Annotated in this window: 30 protein-coding genes and 1 riboswitch; of the genes, 17 read left to right on the top strand and 13 right to left on the bottom strand. The window is 36.7% G+C overall.

Going from position 1 to position 25956, the window contains the following annotated elements; translation table 11 throughout:
* Window positions 1-7 precede the first annotated feature (7 nt).
* The 5 genes from ribH to ACHZK0_RS19945 all read right to left on the bottom strand — a co-directional run bounded on the left by ribH (window position 8) and on the right by ACHZK0_RS19945 (window position 4280).
* Complete coding sequence (ribH, locus tag ACHZK0_RS19965) at window positions 8-469, bottom strand: 6,7-dimethyl-8-ribityllumazine synthase (protein ID WP_395760823.1); 462 nt, start codon at window positions 467-469, stop codon at window positions 8-10.
* Between the two features lie 18 nt (window positions 470-487).
* Entirely contained in the window at window positions 488-1681 is a 1194-nt protein-coding gene (gene ribBA, locus ACHZK0_RS19960) for a bifunctional 3,4-dihydroxy-2-butanone 4-phosphate synthase/GTP cyclohydrolase II (RefSeq protein ID WP_395760822.1), read from the bottom strand.
* 12 nt (window positions 1682-1693) lie between these two features.
* Entirely contained in the window at window positions 1694-2338 is a 645-nt protein-coding gene (gene ribE, locus ACHZK0_RS19955; RefSeq protein WP_262740622.1) for a riboflavin synthase subunit alpha, read from the bottom strand.
* Window positions 2320-3432, bottom strand: a complete 1113-nt coding sequence (gene ribD, locus ACHZK0_RS19950) for a bifunctional diaminohydroxyphosphoribosylaminopyrimidine deaminase/5-amino-6-(5-phosphoribosylamino)uracil reductase RibD (RefSeq protein WP_262740623.1) — start codon at window positions 3430-3432, stop codon at window positions 2320-2322. Before ribD ends, ribE begins: the two co-directional genes overlap by 19 nt.
* A 308-nt stretch (window positions 3433-3740) precedes the next feature.
* Window positions 3741-3884, bottom strand: a riboswitch (FMN riboswitch).
* A gap of 189 nt (window positions 3885-4073) precedes the next feature.
* Window positions 4074-4280 carry a CDGSH iron-sulfur domain-containing protein gene (locus ACHZK0_RS19945; RefSeq protein ID WP_001151582.1) on the bottom strand — a complete coding sequence of 69 codons (207 nt, stop codon included), beginning with the start codon at window positions 4278-4280 and terminating at the stop codon, window positions 4074-4076.
* A 139-nt stretch (window positions 4281-4419) separates the two neighbouring features.
* Between ACHZK0_RS19945 and ACHZK0_RS19940 the strand changes: the two genes are divergently transcribed.
* On the top strand, window positions 4420-4665 hold the full coding sequence (locus ACHZK0_RS19940; RefSeq protein ID WP_000360810.1) for a DUF2552 family protein: 246 nt from the start codon (window positions 4420-4422) through the stop codon (window positions 4663-4665).
* A 10-nt stretch (window positions 4666-4675) separates the two neighbouring features.
* Here the strand turns inward: ACHZK0_RS19940 and ACHZK0_RS19935 are convergent, their stop codons facing one another.
* On the bottom strand, window positions 4676-5599 hold the full coding sequence (locus ACHZK0_RS19935; RefSeq protein ID WP_048546291.1) for an alpha/beta hydrolase: 924 nt from the start codon (window positions 5597-5599) through the stop codon (window positions 4676-4678).
* A gap of 81 nt (window positions 5600-5680) precedes the next feature.
* On the opposite strand from ACHZK0_RS19935, the gene ACHZK0_RS19930 reads away from it, so the two are divergent.
* Complete coding sequence (locus ACHZK0_RS19930; RefSeq protein WP_262740624.1) at window positions 5681-6160, top strand: GNAT family N-acetyltransferase; 480 nt, start codon at window positions 5681-5683, stop codon at window positions 6158-6160.
* Window positions 6161-6262: 102 nt separating this feature from the next.
* On the top strand, window positions 6263-7126 hold the full coding sequence (locus ACHZK0_RS19925; RefSeq protein WP_262740625.1) for a LacI family DNA-binding transcriptional regulator: 864 nt from the start codon (window positions 6263-6265) through the stop codon (window positions 7124-7126).
* A gap of 23 nt (window positions 7127-7149) precedes the next feature.
* On the opposite strand, the gene ACHZK0_RS19920 is transcribed toward ACHZK0_RS19925, so the two are convergent.
* Both ACHZK0_RS19920 and ACHZK0_RS19915 read right to left on the bottom strand, forming a co-directional pair.
* Window positions 7150-8469, bottom strand: a complete 1320-nt coding sequence (locus tag ACHZK0_RS19920; protein WP_395760821.1) for a Na+/H+ antiporter family protein — start codon at window positions 8467-8469, stop codon at window positions 7150-7152.
* Between the two features lie 130 nt (window positions 8470-8599).
* Window positions 8600-9598, bottom strand: coding sequence for an alpha/beta fold hydrolase (locus tag ACHZK0_RS19915; RefSeq protein WP_262740626.1), 999 nt, complete (start codon window positions 9596-9598; stop codon window positions 8600-8602).
* Window positions 9599-9719: 121 nt separating this feature from the next.
* On the opposite strand from ACHZK0_RS19915, the gene ACHZK0_RS19910 reads away from it, so the two are divergent.
* The gene (locus ACHZK0_RS19910) at window positions 9720-10196 is read left to right on the top strand and encodes a ribbon-helix-helix domain-containing protein (protein WP_270605905.1); all 477 of its coding nucleotides are present in this window, start codon (window positions 9720-9722) and stop codon (window positions 10194-10196) included.
* A 126-nt stretch (window positions 10197-10322) separates the two neighbouring features.
* Here the strand turns inward: ACHZK0_RS19910 and ACHZK0_RS19905 are convergent, their stop codons facing one another.
* Window positions 10323-11912, bottom strand: coding sequence for a bifunctional metallophosphatase/5'-nucleotidase (locus ACHZK0_RS19905; protein ID WP_270605906.1), 1590 nt, complete (start codon window positions 11910-11912; stop codon window positions 10323-10325).
* Window positions 11913-12112: 200 nt separating this feature from the next.
* Between ACHZK0_RS19905 and ACHZK0_RS19900 the strand changes: the two genes are divergently transcribed.
* The 3 genes from ACHZK0_RS19900 to ACHZK0_RS19890 all read left to right on the top strand — a co-directional run bounded on the left by ACHZK0_RS19900 (window position 12113) and on the right by ACHZK0_RS19890 (window position 13920).
* Window positions 12113-12376, top strand: coding sequence for a YqkE family protein (locus ACHZK0_RS19900; protein WP_000727552.1), 264 nt, complete (start codon window positions 12113-12115; stop codon window positions 12374-12376).
* Between the two features lie 70 nt (window positions 12377-12446).
* Window positions 12447-12971, top strand: a complete 525-nt coding sequence (locus ACHZK0_RS19895) for a GrpB family protein (protein ID WP_262740628.1) — start codon at window positions 12447-12449, stop codon at window positions 12969-12971.
* 121 nt (window positions 12972-13092) lie between these two features.
* Window positions 13093-13920, top strand: a complete 828-nt coding sequence (locus tag ACHZK0_RS19890) for an aldo/keto reductase (protein ID WP_262740629.1) — start codon at window positions 13093-13095, stop codon at window positions 13918-13920.
* A 29-nt stretch (window positions 13921-13949) separates the two neighbouring features.
* Here ACHZK0_RS19890 and lolS read toward each other — a convergent pair whose 3' ends face one another.
* Both lolS and mciZ read right to left on the bottom strand, forming a co-directional pair.
* Window positions 13950-14864, bottom strand: coding sequence for an aldo/keto reductase (gene lolS / locus ACHZK0_RS19885; RefSeq protein ID WP_262740630.1), 915 nt, complete (start codon window positions 14862-14864; stop codon window positions 13950-13952).
* A gap of 199 nt (window positions 14865-15063) precedes the next feature.
* Complete coding sequence (mciZ, locus tag ACHZK0_RS19880; RefSeq protein WP_000870297.1) at window positions 15064-15198, bottom strand: Z-ring formation inhibitor MciZ; 135 nt, start codon at window positions 15196-15198, stop codon at window positions 15064-15066.
* A gap of 74 nt (window positions 15199-15272) precedes the next feature.
* On the opposite strand from mciZ, the gene ACHZK0_RS19875 reads away from it, so the two are divergent.
* Entirely contained in the window at window positions 15273-15812 is a 540-nt protein-coding gene (locus ACHZK0_RS19875; protein ID WP_061678130.1) for an NUDIX hydrolase, read from the top strand.
* Window positions 15813-15836: 24 nt separating this feature from the next.
* On the opposite strand, the gene ACHZK0_RS19870 is transcribed toward ACHZK0_RS19875, so the two are convergent.
* Window positions 15837-16388, bottom strand: coding sequence for a GNAT family N-acetyltransferase (locus tag ACHZK0_RS19870; protein WP_000803488.1), 552 nt, complete (start codon window positions 16386-16388; stop codon window positions 15837-15839).
* A 155-nt stretch (window positions 16389-16543) separates the two neighbouring features.
* Here ACHZK0_RS19870 and spoIIM point away from each other — a divergent pair, with 155 nt between their 5' ends.
* The 9 genes from spoIIM (at window position 16544) to corA (ending at window position 24598) form a co-directional block, all read left to right on the top strand.
* Complete coding sequence (spoIIM, locus tag ACHZK0_RS19865) at window positions 16544-17161, top strand: stage II sporulation protein M (RefSeq protein ID WP_226544967.1); 618 nt, start codon at window positions 16544-16546, stop codon at window positions 17159-17161.
* Window positions 17162-17267: 106 nt separating this feature from the next.
* Window positions 17268-17723: a Fur family transcriptional regulator gene (locus ACHZK0_RS19860; RefSeq protein WP_000392655.1), complete on the top strand. Its 456-nt coding sequence runs from the start codon at window positions 17268-17270 to the stop codon at window positions 17721-17723.
* 103 nt (window positions 17724-17826) lie between these two features.
* A complete protein-coding gene (locus ACHZK0_RS19855) occupies window positions 17827-18057 on the top strand; it encodes a YqzK family protein (RefSeq protein WP_001250433.1) in 231 nt (76 codons plus the stop codon).
* Window positions 18058-18063: 6 nt separating this feature from the next.
* Entirely contained in the window at window positions 18064-18954 is an 891-nt protein-coding gene (xerD, locus tag ACHZK0_RS19850; RefSeq protein WP_000390083.1) for a site-specific tyrosine recombinase XerD, read from the top strand.
* A 147-nt stretch (window positions 18955-19101) separates the two neighbouring features.
* Window positions 19102-19842 carry a FixH family protein gene (locus ACHZK0_RS19845; RefSeq protein ID WP_270340005.1) on the top strand — a complete coding sequence of 247 codons (741 nt, stop codon included), beginning with the start codon at window positions 19102-19104 and terminating at the stop codon, window positions 19840-19842.
* 400 nt (window positions 19843-20242) lie between these two features.
* Window positions 20243-21427 carry a phosphopentomutase gene (gene deoB, locus ACHZK0_RS19840; protein ID WP_061679094.1) on the top strand — a complete coding sequence of 395 codons (1185 nt, stop codon included), beginning with the start codon at window positions 20243-20245 and terminating at the stop codon, window positions 21425-21427.
* A gap of 12 nt (window positions 21428-21439) precedes the next feature.
* On the top strand, window positions 21440-22261 hold the full coding sequence (locus ACHZK0_RS19835) for a purine-nucleoside phosphorylase (RefSeq protein WP_395760820.1): 822 nt from the start codon (window positions 21440-21442) through the stop codon (window positions 22259-22261).
* A gap of 7 nt (window positions 22262-22268) precedes the next feature.
* Window positions 22269-23573, top strand: coding sequence for a pyrimidine-nucleoside phosphorylase (locus tag ACHZK0_RS19830; RefSeq protein ID WP_061679095.1), 1305 nt, complete (start codon window positions 22269-22271; stop codon window positions 23571-23573).
* Window positions 23574-23635: 62 nt separating this feature from the next.
* The gene (gene corA / locus ACHZK0_RS19825; RefSeq protein WP_061679123.1) at window positions 23636-24598 is read left to right on the top strand and encodes a magnesium/cobalt transporter CorA; all 963 of its coding nucleotides are present in this window, start codon (window positions 23636-23638) and stop codon (window positions 24596-24598) included.
* Between the two features lie 34 nt (window positions 24599-24632).
* On the opposite strand, the gene ACHZK0_RS19820 is transcribed toward corA, so the two are convergent.
* Window positions 24633-25922 carry an NCS2 family permease gene (locus ACHZK0_RS19820; protein ID WP_270340008.1) on the bottom strand — a complete coding sequence of 430 codons (1290 nt, stop codon included), beginning with the start codon at window positions 25920-25922 and terminating at the stop codon, window positions 24633-24635.
* Window positions 25923-25956 lie beyond the last annotated feature (34 nt).

Here is a 25956-nt window from a genome sequence, read left to right as displayed (position 1 = left end):
TATTTTTTTATGCCCATTGTTTTGATAAGTGAGCCATTTCAATCGCAGCAACGGCAGATTCATAGCCTTTATTACCAGCTTTCGTGCCTGCACGTTCAATTGCTTGCTCAATCGTTTCAGTCGTTAATACACCGAAAATAACGGGGATGTCTGTTTGTATTGATAAAGATGCAACCCCTTTTGCTACTTCATTACAAACGTAATCGTAATGTGTTGTAGCACCACGAATTACAGTACCTAGCGTAATAACAGCATCATACTTTCCGCTACTAGCCATCTTTTTAGCGATTAAAGGAATTTCAAATGCGCCAGGAACCCAAGCAACATCGATATCAGTTTCTTCTACACCGTGGCGCTTTAATCCATCTAAAGCTCCGCCGAGTAACTTACTTGTAATAAATTCATTAAAACGTCCAACAACAACCCCAACTTTTAATCCTGTACCAACTAAATGACCTTCGAATACCATAATGAATCTCTCCCTTTATTATAAGTTTAGTAAATGTCCTAATTTGTTTACTTTCGTTTGTAAATACGTTTTATTCTCTTCTTTTGTTGGCATTTGCAATGGTACGCGCTCGATTACTTCTAAATCGTAACCTTGTAAGCCAGCAATTTTTCGCGGGTTATTTGTTAATAAACGTAAATGTTGTAAACCTAAATCTTTTAAAATTTGAGCACCAATACCGTAATCACGCAAATCAGCTGGGAATCCAAGTTTTTCGTTTGCTTCTACAGTATCGAATCCTTCTTCTTGTAACTTATAAGCGCGAAGCTTATTAAGAAGGCCGATGCCTCGTCCTTCTTGTCTCATATAGAGAAGAACGCCTTTTCCTTCACGCTCAATTTGAGCAAGTGCTGCATGGAGTTGTGGTCCACAATCACAACGGCATGAGCCAAATACATCTCCTGTTAAGCACTCTGAATGAACGCGTACAAGTACAGGCTCTCCTGTTGAAATATCACCTTTTACGAGTGCGATATGTTCTTTCGTATCTAATGAATTAGAATAGCCAATTGCATGGAAAGTACCGAAATCTGTAGGTAATGTAATTTCCACTTCTCTCGTCACTAATGTTTCATGGTGGCGACGATAAGCAATTAAATCTTCTATTGTAATCATTTTTATATCAAATTGTTTTGCACACTGTAGTAAATCAGGTACGCGTGCCATCGTACCGTCCTCATTGATAATCTCGCAAATAACTCCAGCTGGTTCTGCTCCGCAAAGCTGTGCCAAATCAACAGCAGCTTCTGTATGACCAGAGCGGCGCAGGACACCACCTTCTTTCGCGATTAATGGAAAGATATGTCCAGGGCGATTGAAATCAGCACCTTTTGATGCAGGATTTAACAATTCTTGTATCGTAGTTGCACGTTCGTGAGCGCTAATTCCTGTTGTTGTAGAAATGTGATCTATGCTCACCGTAAATGCAGTATGATGCGAATCTGTATTATGAGCTACCATTGGTTCTAACTGTAGACGTTCTGCGTATTCTTCCGTAATTGGTACACAAACGAGGCCACGTCCATGTGTAATCATAAAGTTAATCGTTTCTGGCGTAATATACTCTGCTAAAGCGATAAAATCGCCTTCATTTTCACGGTTTTCATCATCACATACGATAACGACTTTTCCTTGTTTTAAATCTTCTAGAGCTTCTTCAATACGATGAAACATCATGCTTCCCCCTTATAGAAATCCGTTTTCTTGTAAAAAGCTTTCGCTCATTGAGCGTGTTCGTTTTACAGGCTTAGAAATAAAGCGTTCGATATATTTACCGATCATGTCACACTCAATGTTTACGATGTCACCGGCATTCTTTTCTCCGATAACAGATTCACTTACTGTGTGCGGGATGAGTGAGATTGTGATGGAAGATTCGTCTATATCAAATATTGTTAAACTCGTTCCATCAACAGCAACGGATCCTTTATGCAAACAATAGCGCAGCAATTCATCAGCAATAGCTATTTTGTAATAGACGGCATTATAGTGTTGTTTTTTGTTTAATATCGTTCCGATGCCATCAATATGTCCTGAAACGAAATGTCCACCGAACCGTCCGTTTGCAGCCATCGCCCGTTCTAAATTTACTTTAGAGTGTGGTTTAAGCATGCGAAGTGATGTGGATTGCATCGTTTCAGGCATTGCGTCCACTGTGAATGAAGTTGTTGTGAAACTCGTTACAGTTAAGCAAATACCGTTAACCGCGATACTATCACCTAAGTGAGCATCTGATAAAATTTTATTTGCGTGGATCGTTAACTTCATCGCTTCTCCGCTTTGTTGCATGTTTGCAATCGTTCCTAACTCTTCTACAATTCCTGTAAACATTCCGTCACCTCGCTTCGGGCATTCGCAACGATTTTTATATCATCGCCAATTTGTTTCATCTCTTGAATTTTCAAGGAAAGTGCATCTTGTAATGCTGCGAAACCATTTCCGCCAAATAAAGTAGGGGCATCATTCCCGCCAATTAATATCGGGCTTATATAAGTTATAATTTCATTGAAATGCTTTGTTTGTAAGAAGCTTGCATGAATCGATTGGCCTCCTTCAACGAATATAGAAAGAATTTGCTTCTCTCCAAGAAAGAAAAGGAGGTCCTCAATTTCAATTTGCTTCGTTTTCATTTGGAAAATAGCTACATTTTCAGATTCATAAGAAGCTATTTTCTCTTTATTTACATCCTTACCGACAAAAATCCATGTCGGTGCTAAACCATCTGTTATAACATGAGAAGATGGTGGTGTTCGTAAATTGGTATCTAAAATAACGCGTATAGGATGTATACCCCCGTTAGGAATTCTTGTCGTTAAATGCGGATTATCAGCTATAACTGTATTTACTCCAACGAGAATCGCATCATGTGTATGGCGATATTGGTGAACATCAGCTCGTGCTTCTTCACCTGTAATCCACTTACTTTCACCAGTGACAGTTGCTGTTTTTCCATCTAAGCTCATCGCTGTTTTTATGGTTACAAATGGACGTTTCGTTTTCATGTAGTGAAAAAAGAAACGATTTAATAAGGTGGCTTCTGCTTCAAGAACACCGGTAGTTACGTCGATGCCAGCTTCTTCTAATCTCTTTTTTCCATTACCAGAAACGAGAGGGTTGCAATCAAGAGTAGCAATTACAACTCGCTTAACTTCCTTTTCGATGAGTAATTCACAGCAAGGTGGTGTTTTTCCAAAATGGCTACACGGTTCAAGTGTTACATAAACGGTAGCTCCTTTTGCTTTCTCACCAGCCATATGAAGAGCATGAACTTCTGCGTGTTCTTCACCAGCACGTAAATGAGCTCCCATACCGACGATGTTTCCATCTTTTACAACAACAGTACCAACCATAGGATTAGGACTTGTTTGTCCGGATGTTCCTTCTGCTAACTGCAGGGCAACCCTCATATATTCTTGATCTGTCATTCTCTTCACCTCTCCTGAAAAAATCAAAAAACCCCAAGGATTTTATATCCTTGGGGTTTGGGAGACGTGATTTCTAGAAATATAGTTCGAATACGAAAGTATAGGAAAGAAACCTAACGATGATTGATATTTCTGCATAAGGAAAAAACCTAGCAAAATATCGAATTTTCAAACGCTAGTCGTATCTTTTTATTCCAGTATAGAAACATAAGTATACAAAATAAAACATATATAAAGATTCAAAATGAAACTTTAAAAATATGCATACTGAAATAAAAGTGTATTCGCTATATAAAATTACTAGAAAACATATCCTTCTCCCATCCAGACTATACTGTCGGCCCTAGAGTTTCACTAGATCCACCGTTTTCGAGTTGAAAACGGGTCACGGACTTAGAAGTTTGCACTTCATCACCGCCGGTTGGGAATTTCACCCGACCCCGAAGGATGTTGTTTGCTCAAATTATAGCATAAAAAAGATAAAAGGCTAGTAAAAAATATTCGAATGTGAAGAATTGTGTGAAAATATACGTAGGTTGGAATGAGGACAAAAGTATGAGAAATGTTGTAAGGCAAAGGGAGGACGAGAGTTAGTGGAAAGAAAAAACATGCACAAAAAAGTGTGCATGTCACATGTGAAATTATTCTGCCTCTGGTGCTCTAACAACAGATTCGAATTTACCTTTATGCGAAGCATCGCAATAAGGCATATTTTTTGATAAACCACAACGGCATAAAGAAAAAGCCGGTTTTGCTGGGAATACATTCCCTTGTGAATCGACTAATTCCACGTCCCCTGTAACGCGAAAAGAGCCATTATCATTTACTTTAATTTGTACTTTAGCCAACGCTATCCCTCCTTCCCAAACGCTTAATTTCATCATATAATCAAGAGAAGTACTTGACAATATCAAATGAGCACTTTCTTTGGGATAGAAGAGAGTGTTATAATGTTTTTTATAACTGACTAGAGTAAGGTGACGAAAGATGGATAAACAATTACGTACATTACGAAATATTGCAAATGAGCGCACGTGGGCATCATTTTTGAATGATAATCATCCATATAGTTTGTTACACTGGTCCATTGCAGGTGTAGGACAAGAGTCAAAGGATGTTTGGTTACTTCAAGATGAGGTAACATTTCAAACGACAGAATTTCCAACGTTAGATGATGCAATGCAATGGATTTCTGAAAATATGGAACAAGTTACAGACGTTTTAGCGCAATAAAAAAACAGGCTTATGCAAGCCTGTTTTTTGTTTCTTTTACATATGAGTTTAAAAATTGATCAACGGCTGCTTCATACTCTTCTTTATTTTCGTTATAAGAGCAAGCGTGTGCGCCGCGTTCTGCAATATAAAGTTGTTTATTGTTTTCTTTTGCTTCATATAGTGCTTTCGTCATATCAGCTAAAATATAATCATCATCTTTACTGTGAATAAAGAGGACGGGATTGTTAATATTTTTTATACAATCGATTGGTGAAACTTCGCGAATCGTATAACCGTCACGCACTTTTAAAAAAGCATTTGCTAAAGGTAATAAAGGCCATTTAGGTAAATGGAATTCAACCTTTAAACGGTGTTGTAATTGCCCATAGAAATCAGAGAAAGGACAATCTGCAATATAGAAATCAGCACCATCTTCTACAAGTCCTGCGTATTGAAGAAGTGTTGCAGCTCCCATAGATTCACCATGAATACCGAGTGTTATATTTGTTCCAAAACGACTTTTTAGCCAGTCAACTACTGATTTTAAATCATGTTTTTCATAGTATCCATAGCTTGTTGTTTTTCCGCCAGTTTTACCATGACGACGATGATCATAAATAACGACATTATACCCTCTGTTTAAAAATAACCTTGCATATTTTACAGAGTTCATTTTATTTACAGTTACGCCGTGACAAAAAATCATAAACTTATTGGAATGACCAGCAGGAATGTAATATCCGTGAAGATCATAGCCGAATTGCGAAGGAATGTGAATTTCTTCTTTATGAAGAGCATCAAAATCCTCTATACGAAAATGTTTTTTCGTTTCTCTTTCGAGTACTTCTTCCTCTGTTTTTTTCTTTAAGTACATCACTTTATTTGTAAAGAAAATCCCAAGGGCAGTTATCGCACCTAGTATAGTAAACAATGCTGCAAAAAAACGTTTCATACTTTACCTCATCCTCCAAATACCGTTACATGTGATACAATTATATTGTATCACAATGATAGAAAAGGGGAGAAATAGGAAATGGTGTATATACAAAAAATTACGCCAGCGATGAAAGAAACAATCCGAATGTTCATGTGTGAGAACTGGGGGAGTTCATTGATGGTGTCACGTGGGAAGGGGCATCAGTTAGAAGAGTTGCCAGGGTTTGTTGCGCTCTTGGATGACAGAATAATCGGAATTATAACGTATGAAGTGACCGGAAATATGTGTGAAATTGTGTCGTTAGATAGCTTTGAAGAAAGAAAAGGAATAGGGACAAAACTTGTGGATTGTGTATTACAGGTTGCAGAAGAAGAACGGTGCGGGCGGGTTTGGCTCATAACAACAAATGATAATATGAATGCGTTACGTTTTTACCAAAAACGTAATTTTGTGATGACAAATTTATATGTGAATGCAGTAGAAGAGGCACGAAAAATCAAGAAAGAAATTCCACGTATTGGGTATGATAATATCCCAATTTTACATGAAATTCAGTTAGAGTATCGTTTAGTATGATGATGTAACAATTTTCAGAAATATAAGTTATTAACCTTGACGAATATTGTAATTTAGGTTACCGTAAAATTGTAATCTATTACCATATTAAGGGGTGACGATGTGGCAACTATACGTGATGTTGCAAAATTGGCAGGTGTTTCAGTCGCAACTGTTTCACGAGTTATTAATGAAAAAGGATATGTTCATGAGGACACAGTAAAACAAGTAAAGGAAGCAATTGAGGAATTACATTATAGGCCAAATAGTACAGCAAAGCCATTGTTTAAAGAGAATTCAACGATAATTGCATTACTTGTAGATAATTTATATAACCCATCAAACATCACTTTGCTACATTGTATTGAGGAAATAGCATATAAAGAAGGATATCAAATCATTGTTTGTAATATAGAGAATAAAGATAGATACATACATATGTTGAAGGAAAATAACGTTGCAGGTGTTATTTTAACAAAATCAGTTTTTAAAAGTATAGGAGAAATTCCATTTCCGTTTGTTGTGATCGACGAAAAAAAATCCCATGCAAATTATTATGAAAGTGGACAAAGAGCGGTTTCTTTATTAAAAGAAAAAGGCTGTCACTTCCTTGCTTATTTCGGTGAGGGAGAAGATAGTGAAGAAATGGAAGAGCACATATCAGGGTTTTTAGATACTGTTTGGAAGGAAGGAATCTCTTATCGAGAAGAATGTGTACAAGGGTATACGAATAAACAGTTTATTACATTATTGCAAACTCATCCGTATATAGATGGCATTGTAACTTCAAGTGATAAGATTACTTTTGAGTTAATGCGAGCAGCGAAAAATTTAAATATCCGTATACCGGATAAATTGAAAATTATTGGACTGAACGGGAGTATAGACAGTGAGTGGACAGGTCCGTCATTCATGCAAATGGAAAGTTGTGTCGAAGAAAATGGGAAAATAGCGTTACAACAATTAAAAGGAAAAATAAAAAAGTAAAAGGTGCGTATAAAACGCACCTTTTATAATGTAATGGCGGCAATAAAGCCGAATATAAGTAACGGTATATTATAGTGTAGAAACGTTGGTACACATGTATCCCATATATGATGGTGTTGACCATCAGCATTTAAACCGGATGTTGGTCCAAGTGTACTATCTGATGCTGGTGATCCTGCATCACCTAGCGCTCCGGCTGTACCGATAATTGCAATTGTGGCCATTGGACTAAATCCAAGCTGCATGCAAAGAGGTACAAAAATTGTTGTTAAGATAGGGATGGTTGAAAAAGATGAACCAATCCCCATAGTAACGAGAAGTCCAATCACAAGCATAAGAAATGCAGCGAGTGGTTTATTATTTCCAATTATATGTGCACTCGTTTGCACAAGAGATTCAACATGTCCTGTTTTTCGAAGAACAGCGCCAAATCCAGCGGCAGCGATCATAACAAAACCAATAAAGGACATCATACGCATTCCACTTGTTAATATCGCATCTGCTTCTTTAAGAGGTAGACTACCACTTACTGATAAGACGATAATCCCTGCTAACGCACCGAAAATCATTGATTCCGTTGCTAATTGAACAGTTAATGTAGCTATGATAGATAATAATCCGAAAGTAATGCTACGTTTTGTGTAGGGAACGATTTCATTTGCGGTAGTATGAACTTGTTCTGTTTCATACGTACGAGGTTTCCGGTACGTAATGAATACCGCTACACATAATCCAATAATCATACCGATTGCTGGAATAGTCATTGCTTTTGGAATAAGTGCGACATCAAATGTAAGACCGCTTTGCGCAGCATTTGTTTGCAATACGTCATGATAAATTTTTCCGAACCCTGCTGGAATCCACATGTAAGGAGTAATCAACCCGAATGTAATAATACAAGTAACAAGTCTGCGATCCACTTTCAGCTCATTTAATACTTTTAAAAGTGCTGGAATTAAGATGGGGATGAAAGCGATATGAACAGGAATCACATTTTGTGAGAAACATGCCATCGTTAAAATGATGAATAAAATAAGTATTTTAGAATAAACTTGTTTTTTCGTGTCTTGTTCATTGCCAATCCATTTTAATGCAGTTTCAATCATGGCATCCGGAAGTCCTGTTTTGGAAAGGGAAATAGCGAAACCGCCAAGCATTGCATAACTTAAAGCGATTGGGGCGCTGTTTCCAAGGCCAGTTGTAAAAGTGTTAATCGTTTCTGAAATACCGAGTCCGCCGATAATTCCGCCTGTTAAAGCTCCAACGATGATGGCGACAATGACCTGGACACGTAACAAACTAAGCAATAGCATAACTGCTACTGCGACGAGTACAGCATTCATAATAAATGTAATCTCCCTAAATTTTTATTGTGCTAAGGCAAGTAAATATGAAGCACTTTGCTATATTTATACATAGTTGCGACATATTATTATAAATTGTTTTCTATGAAATGTAAAAGAGCCTTTGTCACTAATGCTGAAAAGCTAGCTCTTGTTTAATTGCTTGTAAAGAATTGGCGAATAATTCTGGTTCTTCTAAATCAGGAGAATGTGCTGAATTTGGGAACCAAATCATCTTTTTTATGGGTGCTTCTATCACATCGCAATATTCCTGAACGAGGGCATAAGGAGTTTGATAATCATAGCGACCAGAACAAAAATAAACCGGAATAGATAAACTTGAAATAGAAGAAAAGAAATCGATTGTTAGCATTTCTTCCCATAAAACGCCAGATTTTAAATTTCCTGCGAGAAACTTGAACCAATCTAATAGCGTATATTCAGGAGAAAAGAAGCCTTTTCGTATGAAAGAAAAGGAAGATCCGTTTTGGATTGCCCCTCCGAATGTGCCAAGCCACTTTCTTTGAATAATAAGGCGTCTCGTATCTAAAAATGGTGGTTTGCCTAATTTTAAAAGGGACGCTAATGCTTTTTTATGATCATGTTTTTTTGCAGAAAGAATTAAATGCTGATATAGCAATTCTTCGTTTTGTTTCATATGTACAATCTGCCCAATACCGATGTAAGCCTCGATATACTGTGGATATTGATGTGCTATGTTAAGCCCAATAATACTTCCCCAAGAATGACCAGCGAGAAATAGTTTCTGTTTATTGAACTTTTTAAGTACATATTGAATCACTTCTTTTGCATCGGAAACGAATTGTTCGATTGTAAAATTTGCTCCGAAATCTTTCATTGAAAAAGATTTACCTGCCCCGCGCTGATCCCAATTAATAACGATGAAGTGTTTCTCCAATTCTTTTTGAAAATGACGAATAAATCCGATTTGTGCCATGCCCGGTCCACCATGACAGCATAATAAAATAGGTTGCTCTATGTTTTGCCCGCGAATAAGGAGAGTTTGTTTTCGATTATGAATCATAACGCTTTCCATCGTAGCGATACTATTAGGAATGAGTTGTTTATTTTCATTATAAAACTGTGGGGTATGGCTACGAAAAAGCATATTGAAAACCTCCTTTTCTGAAATCGTATGAATCGCACAGGCTATTTGTTTTGCATATACTGTTAGAAAATCATTGTAACATACCATACTAGTGTCATTTCAACATGGGAGGAGGGAAATTGTGACGATTGGAGAAATTATAGATTGCTTAAATAGACGTGAATCCATCGCTATCATAGCAAAACGTCTTGAAATAAGCCCGTATACATTATCAAAGAAATTAAGATTGATTGGATATGAATATGATGGAGAACAGAAGAAACGTATTTTTGTAGGAGATGGAGAAGAACCTCGTCACTTACAACTCCAAGAAGCGACAGCCCTTCAATATGCGAAAACGGATTATCAATTATTAATTTATGAACAATTACAAAGCATTTATGAATTACTAAGTAAGAGAGAAGAAGTAATCGCGCCAATTATGAGTATAAGTACAGAAAAAAAGAAACGTACTTTTTCTATTAATAAAGAAATATTAGCAAAACTAGACGTTATATCAGAAGCGAAAGGAATTCAAAAATCTAAACTTGTAGAAGAGGCGCTCCAACAATTTTTACAGCAATATGACTTTAACAAAACAGCAAGTTTGGATGACTAAAGAAAAGGATACTAAGTTCATTGTAAGAACGAGTATCCTTTTTAGGTTTTACTAATATTGTGGATTAAGTAAGTATAAGTGCGTACCCTTTACAATAAAAATCCGGATCACATATTAGGGAAATACTTAATTTATCTTTTGAATTCTTCCATCAATAACTGGCTGAATTGGTTCTTTTAATTGTTTTACGTAATCGACTAGCGCTTCAAAGTCGTTTGGGCCAGTCTCTGCATTTTTACCATTTTTAAATGATACGAATCCATCACCGCCAGAAGCTAAGAAAGCATTCGCAACTACGCTATATGTTTTAGTTGGAGATAACTCCTCGCCATTTGTTAAGCGTATATTCGTAACCTTTTCACCGTTTGGTTTATTTGCATCCCACGTATATTGAATACCTGAAATTTGAAGCATTCTTGTTGTTCCTTTTTGCCATTGCTGATTTAAAATGTCGCGAATATCTTGACCTGTTAAATCTACTTTAATCAATTGGTTTCCAAAAGGCTGAATGCCATATAATTCGCCCCAAGTAATATCGCCAGCATCTAAGTCATTACGAATGCCACCAGGATTCATAAGTGCGATTTGAGCTTGCATTGTTTGACGCTGTGCGTCGGCAATTACATTCCCAAGAGTAGATTCACCAGCATCATTTTGTTTACGATCGATAGCTGCTGTAGATTTTCCTACAACTTCATTTACAAGTGGTGCGATTTTTTCTTTATATTGATCTATTTTTTGTTTTACTTCTTTATCAGGTTCCACACCTTCATGATATGTTGTGATCACTTCAGCTTTTTTCTTTACAATATCTTTTGTTTTACGATCAATTGTTACATCTACGTCTGAGAAAGCTGTTCCATAAGAGTTCGCTTGGACGATTAGTTTATTATTTACAGTACCATTTACGTACGTGTGACTATGCCCACCGAAAATAACATCAACTTCTGGATCTGTTTCATTTGCAATTCGAGTAAGGTCGCCATTTGTCACGCCAGATTCATCAGTTGTTCCGCCAACATGGGCAAGGACGACGATGGATTTAACACCGAGACGCTTTAATTGTTGCGTTGATTTATTAATTGCTTCTACTTCGTCAGTGATCTGTACATTTTTAAGCATAGTAGGCATCACGACATTTGGTGTATCAGTTGTAACAACGCCAATGAATCCTACAGGAACACCATCTACCATTTTTACAGTAAATGGTGGTAAAAATAAGCGGCCAGTTGATTTGTTATAGAAGTTAGCAGCGACGTAAGGGAAGTTAGCACCTTTGAAATTCCCCGTTTTCTCGTGATATCCACCGTAAATGAGGCGTTTCATTTCATCGATACCTTCATCAAATTCATGGTTTCCGATTGTACCGACATCGAATTTTAAGTCATTCAAAAATTCAATCGTTGGTTCGTCTTGTAACAATGCTGAAACTGGTGGACTAGCTCCGACAATATCGCCAGCATGTACGAGAAGCGTATTCGGGTTTTGCTTTTTACGTTCTTTTAAATAAGTAGCTAAGTAATCAGCGCCACCGGCTTCTTTGTTATTAATTTTTTTAACAGTATCTAGTTGTCCATGGAAATCATTAATACCAAGCATTTGTACGTCTACGTAGCGGTTTTGTTCAGCTGGAGTCTGGGATGGGGGAGCGGCAAATACAGTTGAAAAGGTAATGGTGCTTAAAACGGCAACAGTAGGAATGATTTTTTTCCACATAATTCATTTCTCCTTTTTTTATAATCTGACATCATACGACATAATTTTAATAGATTCATAGGATTATATCTATAAAAAAATTAGTTTTTTCGAAAAATTAACATATTTACAAAAGATGAATAATAGAGTAAAGAACCTTTTTTATTGTCGAGTTCATTGTGTATCTACTATAATGGAGAAAAAAGTAAAAGGTGAGTAGCATGAAGAAAAAGAAACAAAGACAAATGCAAAGACAATCGCAAGTGAATAAACCAGAGAAAGAGTCGCTTACATTAGGCGATCAATTAAATGATTCACTCATGCAGCAATTAAAGAATAAGAAGAAAGAATTGCAAGTGAGAGAAGAGAAAAAAGAGGCAGCTGAACTGGAAAGAAAGCGCCAAGAACAAAAAGAACGTGAAAAGAATAAATCATTTGAAGAACTGCTAAGTGAAAGTAGCCTTACTTGGAAAGACTTTAAATAATATAAAAAAATGATCAGTGTATATCGCTGATCATTTTTTTGACGAGCTTGTAAGAAAAGGGGAGTGTAAAATGAGAAAAATTGTAGTCGTTCCGCATGAAAATCATTGGAACGAAAAATTTCAAATAGAGGCCGAACGATTAAAATCGGCGATGCCAGAAATGGTGAAAGTCCACCATATTGGAAGTACGTCAGTGCCAGGACTGGCAGCTAAACCAATTATAGATATGATTATGGAAGTAGAGAGTATCGACAGAGTAGATCATTGGAATGAACGTTTTATAGAGCTTGGTTACATCGCAAAAGGGGAAAATGGTATTTCAAGACGTCGTTATTTTATTCATGGAACGGAGGAAAAACGCTCGTATCACTTACACGTGTTTGAAAGCGGAAATCCTGAGATAGTAAGGCATTTAGCATTTCGTGATTATATGATGGCTCATTGCGAAGAAGCTGAGGCATATGCAACTTTAAAGAAAGAATTAGCTGAAAAGTATACATATGATGGCACGTTATATTCGGAAGGGAAAACTGAATTTGTACGTAATGTTGATGAAAAAGCAAAAGAATGGAGAGAAGGAAATGTGAATAATTGAGTTCACGTTTTAGTGTATAAAATTATTATGTAAACTGTACATATGTTTTGACTTTTTGATTGAATCTTGTTCAAATAAAGTGGTGGCTTATAAAAAATGTAATAATGAGAGGGAGACGACTGTGCACATTCCAACAACTACACTTCATAATGGTGTGAAAATGCCGATGATTGGTCTAGGCGTTTATAAAGCGAAAGAAGGCGACGAAGTAAAACAAGCAGTAAAAACAGCGTTAGAAGTTGGATACCGTTCGATTGATACAGCGACTGTATATGAAAATGAAAGCGGTGTCGGAGAAGCGGTTCGTGAATCAGGAATTCCGAGAGAAGAAATATTTATTACAACAAAAGTTTGGAACGACGATCAAGGATACGAAGAAACACTTGAGGCGTTTGAAAAAAGCTTAAAGAAATTACAAATGGACTATGTAGATTTATATTTAATACATTGGCCAATAAGAGGAAAGTATGTCGATACGTACCGAGCGTTAGAAAAACTGTATGAAGAAGGTAAAGTGCGCGCGATTGGTGTTTCTAATTTTCATAAACATCATTTAGAGCTATTATTACCAAATTGTAAAGTAAAGCCGATGGTAAACCAAGTAGAACTTCATCCGATGTTAGCGCAATTTGAATTGCGTAATTTCTGTCAAGGTGAGCAAATTCAAATGGAAGCATGGAGCCCATTAATGAGAGGCGGGGAAGTATTCGAGCACCCGATTATTCAGGCCATTGCTACTAAATATGAAAAAACATCTGCGCAAGTTATATTAAGATGGGATATTCAAAGCGGGGTCGTGACAATTCCTAAATCTGTTACACCATCTCGTATTAAGGAGAATTTTACTATCTTTGATTTTTCACTAACAGAAGAAGAGATGACTCAAATTAATACGTTAAATCGTAATTTACATGTAGGAACGAATCCTGATAAATATGATACGCTATAAAAAGACGCTACCAGTATGGTAGCGTCTTTTTAACGATGTAAAGCGTAAGTATCACATTTAGCAATTTGCTGAAGTTGTATATATTCTGCTGTTGTTAACTGTGTTTGTTTACTAGCCTGTACATTTTCTTGTAACTGTTTGATAGAGCTTGCACCAGGTATAACTGCTGCAACAGTTTCGTTATGTAAGCAATATTGAATAGCTGTTCCTGTTAAAGAGCTTTCCCCGATTATCTCTTTTACACTTGCGAGTGTCGCATATAATTCATCGTAAGAATAAGAAAGGTAATCTTTTTCTTTTACTCTTTCTATCTTTCTTGCATTATTGTCAGTTAGAATTCCTTTTGCAAGTGGTCCGCGAGCAATAATGCTAATTTGATGTTCACTGAAAAGTCGGAACCATTCTTCAGGGCGACGATTTAAAAGGCTATATTCCATTAGCACACTAACGATATTTGAACGTTTTGCATACTCACGGATGACATTTGGACGTATAGAAGAAATACCGTAATGGCGAATGATACCTTCTTTTTTTAATTCTTCAAAGGCTTCAATTGTTTCATCTATTGGATCTTCAATCGTCCCGCCGTGAAGTTGATAAAGATCAATATAATCAGTTTGAAGTCTACGTAAACTTTCTTTCACTTCAGCCTTTATGTAATTCTTAGAAGGATCCCAACACCAGCCGTTTTTTTCTTCTGTCCATCGATTTCCAACTTTCGTTGTAAGAACAATTTGGTCTCGCTTCCCTTTTAATGCTTTTCCAACAAATTCTTCGTTTAATCCATAATCGTATAAATCCGCTGTATCAAAAAAATTGATTCCTAAATCGATTGCTTCATCGATAATACGCATAGCTTCTGTTTCAGATGTACCGAGAGACATACAGCCAAGGCCCATTTCTGTAACAAACAAATCTGAGTTTCCTAATTGACGTTTTTTCATAGGTCAACCTCCTTACCTTTATTGTACGAAAGGGAAAAGAGGTTGACAAACATTTACTTTTTACCCTGCTTTAACGGGCAGTAAGCCCCCCACTTTTAAAATTCAGCTCATACGAGGAAGTTAGGTGGGAGATTAACTGCCCGTAAAAGCCCGATTCGTTCAACTAATAATCAGAGGGGGTGAACAAAACCCCATCTGATTAAAGTTTCACTTTATTTGCTGTAATCCACTCTTGTACAGTTGTATACTCTTTGCCATATTGTTTTAGTTTATGGCGAATTTGCCATGCTTTTCCGACTAAAGTGACGCGATTTGGTAAAATATAAACTTTCATTTCTATCACGCTCCTTTCAATGTGGTAAAATGTATGAGGAAAGAATAGGAAATAGAACAGGGAGATGAAGTAGTATGAGTAATCTTGCAGAGAGAACAGTAAAAACTGAGCCGATTTTTGATGGTAGAGTTATAAAAGTTCGTGTTGATGATGTAGTATTACCAAATGGAGCGATGAGTAAACGTGAAATTGTAAATCACCCTGGTGCAGTTGCTATTATTGCTATTACTGATGAGGGGAAAATCGTGCTTGTTGAGCAGTATCGTAAAGCGCTTGAAAAGGCGATTATAGAAATTCCAGCCGGCAAGTTAGAACCTGGTGAAAAACCTGAGGTGACAGCAGTTCGTGAATTAGAAGAGGAAACAGGATATGTATGTGAAAATATGGAGCTTATTACTTCTTTCTATACATCTCCAGGATTTGCAGATGAAATTTTATATGTATATAAAGCAACAGGTTTGACGAAAAAAGAAAATAAAGCCGAGTTAGATGAAGATGAGTTTGTGGAATTGATGGAAGTATCGTTAGAAGAAGCGACTACTCTTATGAAAGATCTTCGTATTCATGATGCGAAAACGATGTTTGCAGTACAATATTTACAACTACAAAAATAAACACTCGCCAAAGGCGAGTGTTTTTTAATTGATTTTTGCGTATACGCGTGCATCACGTAAGCTACCGTCTGGTGCTATGAAATCATTTTCCATTGTACCTTCTAGAATAAATTCTAAACGTTCTGCTAGGTTACATGCATTTGTATTTGTTGCATCAATACGAATTTCGATTCTTCTAGCACTTAGCTTATCAAAGGCAAATTGAATGGCACCTTTAATAGCTTCAGTCATATAGCCTTGTTTTGTATAAGCACTATGCAGCCAGAAGTGAAGTGAAAACTTTGGAATATCCCAGTTTTCAGGCTTAAGCGTTATAGCCCCGATGAATGTACCAGATACTTTATCGTATAAGTGAAAATCAAGTGTTTCACGAAGTAAAAACTGTCCGTGAGCGTTACGAACGATTTCTTCAGCACTTTCTTCTGTTTCAGCGTTAATTGGCATCCACGGTACTAAGTCTTCTAGAGAAGCTTGGATTGCTTCATACACTTCTGCACCATCACCTGGAAATGGCTTACGAACTTGTAAGCGTTCAGTTTGAAATAATGTTGGAAAATCTAATAATAATGGTTTCAAGTGAAATCCCTCCTATTCTCTACTTTTTAGTTTAGCAAAGTAGAGCGGAATTTCAATGTTAATTCGTCATACTTTTTTCTTTCTTTCATACATTTTTAGTAAGAGTGTGAACGGAGGGAAGAAAAATGTGGAGAAAAACTTGGCAAGACCGTGTAATGTCTCACATACAGGAAAACTCTTCATTATATATATTTAACGCTGTTTTATTATTGATGGGAGTAATATTTGGGGCTATTCTCGTAAATAGTCTACAGTTAAATCAAAAACAAGATTTATCATTTTATTTACAACGTTTTTTTGGACAAGTTTCTAAAGGAGAATTTGCTATTGCAAGCGAAATGTTTCGAGAAAGTTACTTTTCGCAATTAAAATACATTGGATTTATTTGGATTTTGGGGATTTCAATTATTGGATTGCCACTTATTTTTATTTTATTGTTTGTAAAAGGAGTAGTTGTCGGATTTACAGTAGGTTTTTTAGTCAGTCAGCATGGATGGAATGGATTATTATTAGCATTCGTTTCTGTATTGCCACAAAACCTCATTATTATTCCAGTATTTCTCGTTATGACAACAATTGCCGCAAGCTTTTCCTTACGCATGATTAGGCATCAATTTATTCGGAAAATAACCGAGCCGCTATTACCGTTATTAATTCGTTATACATGCTTCTTTCTTGTAATTGGAGCGGTGTTAGCTCTTGCTTCTAGTGTAGAAGCTTATGCATCACCAGTTTTAATGAAAGAAGTCGTTGAGGCTATTAATAAACAATAAATACTTTATGAGAATAATTATCAATTTGTTTTTATTGTTTTTCTTTTGACAGAAGCCCTTCTTCTGATATAATGGTGTAAGAGTGGCGAGGAGGGAGTAGTACCGAATGGAAGAAAGAATTGAACGAATTAAGAAGCAATTACATGCAGCGAGCTACAAGTTAACACCGCAACGTGAAGCAACAGTTCGTGTGCTGCTAGAAAATGAAGAAGATCATTTAAGCGCAGAAGATGTTTACCTCCTTGTAAAAGAAAAGTCGCCAGAGATCGGATTAGCAACCGTCTATCGAACTTTAGAACTATTATCTGAGTTAAAAGTTGTCGATAAGATTAACTTCGGAGACGGTGTTTCACGCTATGACTTACGCCAAGAAGGTGCGCAGCGTTTCCACCATCATTTGATTTGTACACAATGTGGTGCTGTACAAGAAATACAAGAAGATTTACTTGGTGAAGTGGAAAGGAAAGTAGAACATGACTGGAGCTTTAAGGTGAAAGATCATCGTTTAACATTCCATGGGATTTGTAAAAATTGTCAAGAAAATGAAACGGATGAAAAATAACCTTTTCCTATTTATCTAGGAAGAGGTTTTTTATTTGAATAAGGTATAAATTGGTGAAAGCTTGGCATATGTTGTAATAACTTATATTTTGGAGGAGTTTACAATGCGCCGAGCTTTAAAATTAACTTTTGATGGAATAAAAGTATTTTTATTATTTACAAGTTGTACGATTTTGTTTTATTTCGCTATACTATGGATAAATGAAGAATATGAAAGCTATCATCGTTATGAAAAGCCACAAGAAGAGACTGTAGAAAAAGTATCAGGGAATGAAGAGCCGGCAAAGGATGCTTTCGTAAATAGAATGATGTTTTTCTATGAAAATGGGGAGTAGTGTAGATTGGAAGATCAATTAAAAGATTTTATTCATTATATGGTTGTCGAAAAAGGGCTTGCGAAAAATACAGTAGTATCTTATGAACGTGATTTAAAAAGTTATGTAAAGTATTTGCAAAATGTAGAACAGGCGAAAAGTTTTCATGAAGTGACACGCTTGCACATTGTTAATTTTCTGCAGCACTTAAAAGAAAACGGAAAATCTTCGAAAACATTAGCACGTCATATTGCATCGATTCGTTCGTTTCACCAGTTTTTACTTCGTGAACGAGCGGTAGAGCACGATCCATCCGTACATATTGAAACGCCGCAAGGAGAACGGAAATTACCGAAAGTACTATCAATCGATGAAGTAGAAGCGTTACTCCAGACCCCAAAAATGACGAGTGCTTTTGGGGTTCGTGATAAAGCGATGCTAGAGTTATTGTATGCGACAGGGCTTCGTGTTTCAGAATTAATTGCTTTAAATTTAGAAGATGTACATTTAACGATGGGATTTGTTCGTTGCATAGGGAAAGGGAATAAAGAAAGAATTATTCCACTAGGGAGTTTAGCGACGGAAGCGATTCAAAAGTATATTGAAAAGGGAAGAAGAGAATTGATGGGTAAAAAAGTAGTAGATGCACTCTTTTTAAACCATCATGGGAATCGATTATCAAGACAAGGATTTTGGAAAATTTTAAAACGATTAGCGAAAGAAGCAAATATTGAAAAAGAGCTTACACCACATACGTTGCGCCATTCTTTTGCTACGCATTTATTAGAAAATGGAGCAGACTTGCGAGCGGTGCAAGAAATGCTAGGACATGCAGATATTTCAACGACGCAAATTTATACGCATGTTTCAAAAGCTAGATTAAAAGATGTATATAAACAGTTTCATCCGAGAGCATAGTGACTATGCTCTTTTTTTCATAGATTCAAAAGGCTATAGTACTTCACAAAAACTTCACAAACATTTCGTACATTGTTTTCAGCAGAAGACTAGAATATTATAATGTATTTACTCTATACTAAGGAAAGTATGAAGGAGGAAATACAGATGAAAAAACTTATTATGACTTTATTTATCGCGATGCTAGCATTGGCTGGCTGTAATACAAACAAAGAAGAACCGAAAAAAGAACAGAAACTAGAAGCTGTAAAAGTAGCAGTTCAAACAAATCCAAAAGAAATTAAACCTGGTGAAAAAACAGAAGTACAAGCACTTGTTACGCAAGGAAAAGAAAAAGTAACAGATGCTGATGATGTAAAGTTTGAAATTTGGAAAGCTGGCGACGAAAAGCACGAAATGTTAGATGGGAAGCATAAAGGTAAAGGTGTTTATGCTGTAGAGAAAACGTTCGAGACAGATGGAGTGTACCATATTATCGCTCACACAAATGCGCGTGAAATGCATGTTATGCCAGAAGTAAAAGTGGCTGTAGGAAATGCAAAAGTAGAAGATGCAAAAAAAGAAAATAGTGATCACGGTGCAGGGCATGGCGATCATAAAAGCGATACAATGATCCACCTTATGGCTGGTGACATAAAAGTAAACGCTGAATCGACTATGAAAGTTCATTTAAAACAAAAAGAAGAAGCTTTAACTGGTGCTGAAGTCCAACTTGAGATTTGGAAAGATGGTGTTGAAAAGCACGAATTTATTCCAGCGAAAGAAGGAAATAAAGGTGAGTATGAAACGAAACATACTTTCAAAGAAAACGGTGCTTATAAAGTGAAAGTTCATGTTAAAAAAGGCGAACTGCATGAACATAAAGAAGAAACAGTAGAAGTAAAATAAAAAGTAGCTCTTTAGAGCTACTTTTTATTTTTATCTCGTTATTTGTGAGTTAATTATTTTTTCGCTTTATATGAAGAAATAAATCATAAAATAATTAGCACTTCTTTGCATAATGGATTACAATAGAAGTGTGAAGAAAATGAGAAAATCTACGAAAATGTATTAAAAAGAAAGCGTAAACATGGTATGATATCCGTATCAGATGTCTGACATCTGACTTAGAAAAAACTAGAAATGTTTTTGAGTCGTTTTAAAGTAAACGAAATAGGTTAGAGAATCATTTAAAGAAGTACTGTTTGACAATGAGAACGAAAGATAATTCTTATGGAGAACAGTTTCACTTTATAGCGTTTTGAACATACTACAAGAAGTAGAACTGAACTTATAGGAGGTCGCAGTTATGAATAAATATAAACGTATATTCCTAGTCGTAATGGATTCTGTTGGAATCGGTGAAGCACCAGATGCTGAACAATTTGGTGATTTAGGATCTGACACAATCGGTCACATTGCTGAACATATGAATGGGTTACAAATGCCTAATATGGTGAAATTAGGTCTTGGTAACATTCGTGAAATGAAAGGTATCTCTAAAGTAGAAAAACCGCTTGGATATTATACAAAAATGCAAGAGAAATCTACTGGTAAAGATACAATGACAGGGCACTGGGAAATTATGGGTCTTTACATTGATACACCATTCCAAGTGTTCCCTGAAGGATTCCCGAAAGAATTACTTGATGAATTAGAAGAAAAAACAGGTCGTAAAATCATCGGTAATAAACCGGCTTCTGGAACTGAGATTCTTGATGAACTTGGCCAAGAACAAATGGAAACAGGCTCTTTAATCGTTTACACTTCTGCTGATAGCGTATTACAAATCGCAGCACACGAAGAAGTAGTGCCACTTGATGAGTTATATAAAATTTGTAAAATTGCACGTGAATTAACGTTAGATGAGAAGTACATGGTAGGTCGTGTTATCGCTCGTCCATTCGTTGGTGAGCCTGGAAACTTTACACGTACACCAAACCGTCATGATTATGCATTAAAACCATTCGGCCGTACGGTGATGAATGAATTAAAAGATAGTGACTACGATGTGATTGCTATCGGTAAAATCTCTGACATCTATGATGGTGAAGGGGTAACTGAATCACTTCGTACGAAGTCTAATATGGATGGAATGGATAAGCTTGTAGATACATTAAATATGGACTTTACAGGTCTTAGCTTCTTGAACTTAGTTGACTTTGATGCATTATTTGGACACCGCCGCGATCCACAAGGATACGGAGAAGCTCTACAAGAATATGATGCTCGTCTTCCAGAAGTATTCGAAAAACTAAAAGAAGATGATTTATTATTAATTACAGCAGACCATGGTAATGATCCAGTTCACCACGGTACCGATCATACACGTGAATATGTACCGTTATTAGCATATAGCCCAAGCATGAAAGATGGCGGACAAGAATTATCACTTCGCCAAACATTTGCTGATATTGGTGCAACGGTAGCAGAAAACTTCGGCGTGAAAATGCCAGAACACGGAACAAGCTTCTTAAACGAGCTAAAGAAATAGGGGGATAAACAAATGAATCGTGAACTTATTACAAAATCAGCTTCATACTTAAAAGAGAAATTTCAAGATACGCCACAAGTAGGACTAATCCTTGGATCAGGACTAGGTGTATTAGCAGATGAAATCGAGAACGCAGTAACAGTACCTTACAGTGAAATCCCTGAATTCCCAGTATCAACTGTAGAAGGACATGCAGGTCAATTAGTATTCGGTACACTTCAAGGTGTAACAGTAGTAGCAATGCAAGGACGTTTCCACTTTTATGAAGGATACGACATGCAAAAAGTAACATTCCCAGTTCGTGTTATGAAAGAACTAGGTGTAGAAACAGTTGTTGTAACAAATGCAGCTGGTGGTGTAAATACATCATTCGAGCCAGGCGATCTTATGTTAATTTCAGATCATATTAACTTCATGGGTACAAATCCATTAATCGGACCAAATGATTCTGAGATGGGTGTACGTTTCCCTGATATGTCTACATCATATACGACAGGGCTTCGTGAAATGGCGAAACAAGTCGCAGCAGACTTAAATATTAAAGTACAAGAAGGTGTATATGTTGGAATGACAGGTCCTGTATATGAAACACCTGCTGAAATTCGTATGCTTCGTACACTTGGCGGAGATGCAGTTGGTATGTCAACAGTACCTGAAGTAATTGTAGCGCGTCATGCTGGTATGAAAGTACTTGGTATTTCTTGTATTTCAAATATGGCAGCTGGTATTTTAGATCAGCCACTTCACCACGATGAAGTAATCGAAACGACAGAACGTGTTAAAGCTAACTTCTTAGCATTAGTAAAAGCAATTGTAAAACAAATGAAGGGGTGACCTCACAATGAGAATGGTGGACCTAATTGCAAAAAAACGTGACGGACATGCATTAACGACAGAAGAAATTAACTTTATTGTTGAAGGATATACGAATGGTGATATTCCTGATTATCAAGTAAGTTCACTTGCAATGGCAATTTTCTTCCAAGATATGAACGATCAAGAGCGTGCTGATTTAACGATGGCAATGGTAAATAGCGGTGATACAATCGACTTATCAGCTATTGAAGGAGTAAAAGTAGATAAGCACTCAACAGGTGGCGTTGGTGATACAACAACACTTGTATTAGGTCCATTAGTAGCCGCTTTAGGTGTACCGGTTGCAAAAATGTCTGGACGTGGTCTAGGACATACTGGTGGTACAATTGATAAATTAGAAGCAGTTCCAGGATTCCATGTTGAAATCGAAAATGATGAATTCATGCGTCTTGTAAATGAAAATAAAATCGCAGTTATTGGTCAAAGTGGAAACTTAACACCTGCGGATAAAAAATTGTATGCACTTCGTGATGTAACGGCAACAGTAAACTCAATTCCGCTTATTGCAAGCTCGATTATGAGTAAAAAAATTGCTGCTGGTGCAGATGCAATTGTTCTTGATGTAAAAACTGGAGCAGGTGCATTTATGAAAACAGATGAAGATGCAAAACGTTTAGCAGAAGCAATGGTGCGCATTGGTAATAACGTTGGTCGTAATACGATGGCTGTTATTTCTGATATGAGTCAACCACTTGGTGAGGCGATTGGTAACGCACTTGAAGTACAAGAAGCAATTGATACGTTACAAGGTAAAGGACCGAAAGATTTAGAAGAGTTATGTTTAACACTTGGAAGTCAAATGGTATACCTTGCTGGACAAGCTTCATCTTTAGAAGATGCACGTGAGAAATTAATTGAAGTCATGAACAACGGTAAAGCGCTAGAATCATTTAAAACGTTCTTATCAGCGCAAGGCGGCGATGCATCTGTTGTTGATGATCCTTCTAAATTACCACAAGCACAGTTTAAAATTGAAGTAGAAGCGAAGGAAGACGGTTATGTATCAGAAATCGTTGCAGATGAAATCGGAACAGCAGCAATGCTTTTAGGAGCAGGACGTGCGACGAAGGAATCTGAAATTGATTTAGCAGTTGGCTTAATGCTTCGCAAAAAAGTAGGGGACAGCGTGAAAAAAGGTGAATCCCTTGTTACCATTTACGCAAACCGTGAAAATGTGGAAGATGTAAAAGCAAAAATTTATGAGAACATGAAGATCTCTACAGACCACGTAGATGCACCAACTTTAGTGCATGGTATTGTAACGAAGTAATAAAAAAGGGCCAAGGAGTATTTCTCCTTGGCTTTTTTTGCTATTTTTTGTTTATAATAATAATGGGTGAAATTATGATTAGAATTTGTGCAATAACAAAAACAAATGAAGTATTATATGATGTTTCGCTAGAGGAAACAAAGAAAGACCATATTGTGTGGTATTGGCTAGATTTATATAAGCCAACGAAAGAAGAGTATACATACATCTTACAAGATCATTTTAAATTCCATCCTCTTGCGATTGAAGACTGTATAGAATATGTACAGAGGCCAAAAGTTGATTTTTATGATGGATATAACTTTTTAGTTCTTCATGCATTTGGTGAGGATGGATTAGAACCGCACGAGATTGATTTATTTATAAGTGATCGTTATATTGTTTCTTTCCACTTTTCTCACAATAATGCAATCGAACGAGTGTGGAAAACACTTGGAGAAAAGAAGCGTATTAAAAATAGTCCCCTGCACGTAGCACATACCATTATCGACCAAATTGTGGACGACTATTTTGCGCCTGTATATTACATTGAGGATCATTTAAATGCCATTGATGATAATTTAACGGGTGAGACAGCAGGAAGTGTGCTAGAAGAAGTATTTGATATACGTGCAGATTTATCGAAACTAAGACGTACAATCATTCCGATGCGTGATTTATTGTATCGTATTTTAAATTCGACTCGTTTTTACGGTATAAGTGATCATGAAATTTACTTTAAAGATATACATGATCATTTACTGAAACTGACAGAAATGATTGAGGCAAGCCGGGAGTTAACGGCAGATATTCGAGATAGCTATTTTTCATTAAACTCACATCATATGAATAACATTATGAAAACATTAACTGTATTCTCGACTATCTTCATGCCATTAACATTTATTGCGGGAGTATACGGAATGAACTTTACGCATATGCCAGAGCTTGGTGGACAATATAGTTATTTTGTTTGTCTACTTCTAATGGCACTAATTGGCGGTGGCATGATGGCTTGGTTTTATAAAAAAGGATGGTTTAAGTAAAAAAACACCGAGGAATTTTCCTCGGTGTTTTTACTTAACCAATAGCATGTAATACAAACATGGCTAAGAATAAGCATGTAACGATATACATAGACGGTGCGACTTCTTTACGCTTTCCAAGAGCAACTTTTAAGATAGGATAAGCAATAAATCCGAACGCAATGCCATCAGCGATACTATATGTGAGCGGAATCATGACGATAATTAAGAACGCTGGAAATCCTTCTGAAAAATCGTTCAGAGGAATTTGCTGAATGCTTGTAATCATCAGGCCGCCAATAATAATTAAGATTGGTGCAATGGCACTATCAGGAATTAGTTTGACAAACGGAAGTGCGAACAGTGATGCAAAGAATAACAACCCTGTAATGATAGACGTCAGACCTGTCTTTCCACCTGCAGTAATACCTGCGGCACTCTCTACTGTCGATACGGTAGGGCTTGTGCCAAATAGACCACATGTCATTGCTGAAATTGCATTGGCTTGGTAAGCACGTGGGAATTTACGGTCATCTTCTAATAAACCGTGCAGAAGTCCCATGTTCTCAAAAATAAGCACCATGCTTAAGGAGAATGTTGCAATCCAAAACGGTAAGGAAGAAAGTTTGCCAAATGACATAGCTCCAAACACATCGCCGTAACTCGCGAATGAGAATGAACTATTTCCGATTTGACTTGTATCAACAAGACCAAATAGCCATGCAATACCAGTTCCTATTGCAATCGTCCATAAAAAGCTTCCACGTACGTTACGAATAAATAGTACAAGTGCAATGATAAGAGTAAGTATTGTCGCAAGAACGACAGGGCTACTTAATTTACCCATTGCAACAGCAGTATTTGGATTCGAAACAACTAAACCACCTTTTTGCAATCCGATAAATGCTAAAAATAATCCGATGCCGACAGTAATAGCTTCCTTTAATGACTTTGGAATCGATACTGAAAGCACGCGAGCGATTGGTGTAAACGCAGCAATTGCAAAAATGATACCAGAGATGAAGACAGCCGCTAAAGCTTCCTGCCAAGTTAATCCGAGCGTATGCACAGCAGTGTACGTGAAGAATGCATTTACACCCATACCAGGGACAAGAATAGCAGGTGCATTTGCCCAAAATGCCATGAGCAGACATCCGACAAATGAACTGAAAACAGTTGCTAAAATTCCAGCTTCAAGAGGAATGCCAGCATCGGATAAAATGGATGCATTTACAATCATAATATATACGATCGTGAAAAATGACGTAACTCCAGCTAAAACTTCTTGTTTTGGTGATGTTTCGTGTAAACCTAATTTAAATGTTCTTTCAAGTATTCCTTTCATGTTAAACCTTCTTTTTCATATCCCTCTCCCACCC

This window comes from Bacillus sp. 3G2 (assembly GCF_044324725.1).
GTDB classification, from domain to species: domain Bacteria; phylum Bacillota; class Bacilli; order Bacillales; family Bacillaceae_G; genus Bacillus_A; species Bacillus_A mobilis.
Note: the sequence above shows the minus strand (reverse complement) of the source record. Positions and strands in the feature narration are given on the sequence as shown.

Coding starts and splice junctions, on each gene's coding strand:
- ACHZK0_RS19895 (WP_262740628.1), top strand. CDS start 12,447: ATGAGAAAAATTGTAGTCGTTCCGCATGAAAATCATTGGAACGAAAAA.
- ribH (WP_395760823.1), bottom strand. CDS start 469: ATGGTATTCGAAGGTCATTTAGTTGGTACAGGATTAAAAGTTGGGGTT.
- ACHZK0_RS19845 (WP_270340005.1), top strand. CDS start 19,102: ATGAAAAAACTTATTATGACTTTATTTATCGCGATGCTAGCATTGGCT.
- mciZ (WP_000870297.1), bottom strand. CDS start 15,198: ATGAAAGTTTATATTTTACCAAATCGCGTCACTTTAGTCGGAAAAGCA.
- ACHZK0_RS19935 (WP_048546291.1), bottom strand. CDS start 5,599: ATGAAACGTTTTTTTGCAGCATTGTTTACTATACTAGGTGCGATAACT.
- spoIIM (WP_226544967.1), top strand. CDS start 16,544: ATGTCTCACATACAGGAAAACTCTTCATTATATATATTTAACGCTGTT.
- ACHZK0_RS19920 (WP_395760821.1), bottom strand. CDS start 8,469: ATGAATGCTGTACTCGTCGCAGTAGCAGTTATGCTATTGCTTAGTTTG.
- ribE (WP_262740622.1), bottom strand. CDS start 2,338: ATGTTTACAGGAATTGTAGAAGAGTTAGGAACGATTGCAAACATGCAA.
- ACHZK0_RS19820 (WP_270340008.1), bottom strand. CDS start 25,922: ATGAAAGGAATACTTGAAAGAACATTTAAATTAGGTTTACACGAAACA.
- lolS (WP_262740630.1), bottom strand. CDS start 14,864: ATGAAAAAACGTCAATTAGGAAACTCAGATTTGTTTGTTACAGAAATG.
- corA (WP_061679123.1), top strand. CDS start 23,636: ATGGGTGAAATTATGATTAGAATTTGTGCAATAACAAAAACAAATGAA.
- ACHZK0_RS19900 (WP_000727552.1), top strand. CDS start 12,113: ATGAAGAAAAAGAAACAAAGACAAATGCAAAGACAATCGCAAGTGAAT.
- ACHZK0_RS19830 (WP_061679095.1), top strand. CDS start 22,269: ATGAGAATGGTGGACCTAATTGCAAAAAAACGTGACGGACATGCATTA.
- ribD (WP_262740623.1), bottom strand. CDS start 3,432: ATGACAGATCAAGAATATATGAGGGTTGCCCTGCAGTTAGCAGAAGGA.
- ribBA (WP_395760822.1), bottom strand. CDS start 1,681: ATGTTTCATCGTATTGAAGAAGCTCTAGAAGATTTAAAACAAGGAAAA.
- ACHZK0_RS19915 (WP_262740626.1), bottom strand. CDS start 9,598: ATGCTTTTTCGTAGCCATACCCCACAGTTTTATAATGAAAATAAACAA.
- ACHZK0_RS19905 (WP_270605906.1), bottom strand. CDS start 11,912: ATGTGGAAAAAAATCATTCCTACTGTTGCCGTTTTAAGCACCATTACC.
- ACHZK0_RS19930 (WP_262740624.1), top strand. CDS start 5,681: ATGGTGTATATACAAAAAATTACGCCAGCGATGAAAGAAACAATCCGA.
- deoB (WP_061679094.1), top strand. CDS start 20,243: ATGAATAAATATAAACGTATATTCCTAGTCGTAATGGATTCTGTTGGA.
- ACHZK0_RS19875 (WP_061678130.1), top strand. CDS start 15,273: ATGAGTAATCTTGCAGAGAGAACAGTAAAAACTGAGCCGATTTTTGAT.
- ACHZK0_RS19860 (WP_000392655.1), top strand. CDS start 17,268: ATGGAAGAAAGAATTGAACGAATTAAGAAGCAATTACATGCAGCGAGC.
- ACHZK0_RS19855 (WP_001250433.1), top strand. CDS start 17,827: ATGCGCCGAGCTTTAAAATTAACTTTTGATGGAATAAAAGTATTTTTA.
- ACHZK0_RS19940 (WP_000360810.1), top strand. CDS start 4,420: ATGGATAAACAATTACGTACATTACGAAATATTGCAAATGAGCGCACG.
- ACHZK0_RS19835 (WP_395760820.1), top strand. CDS start 21,440: ATGAATCGTGAACTTATTACAAAATCAGCTTCATACTTAAAAGAGAAA.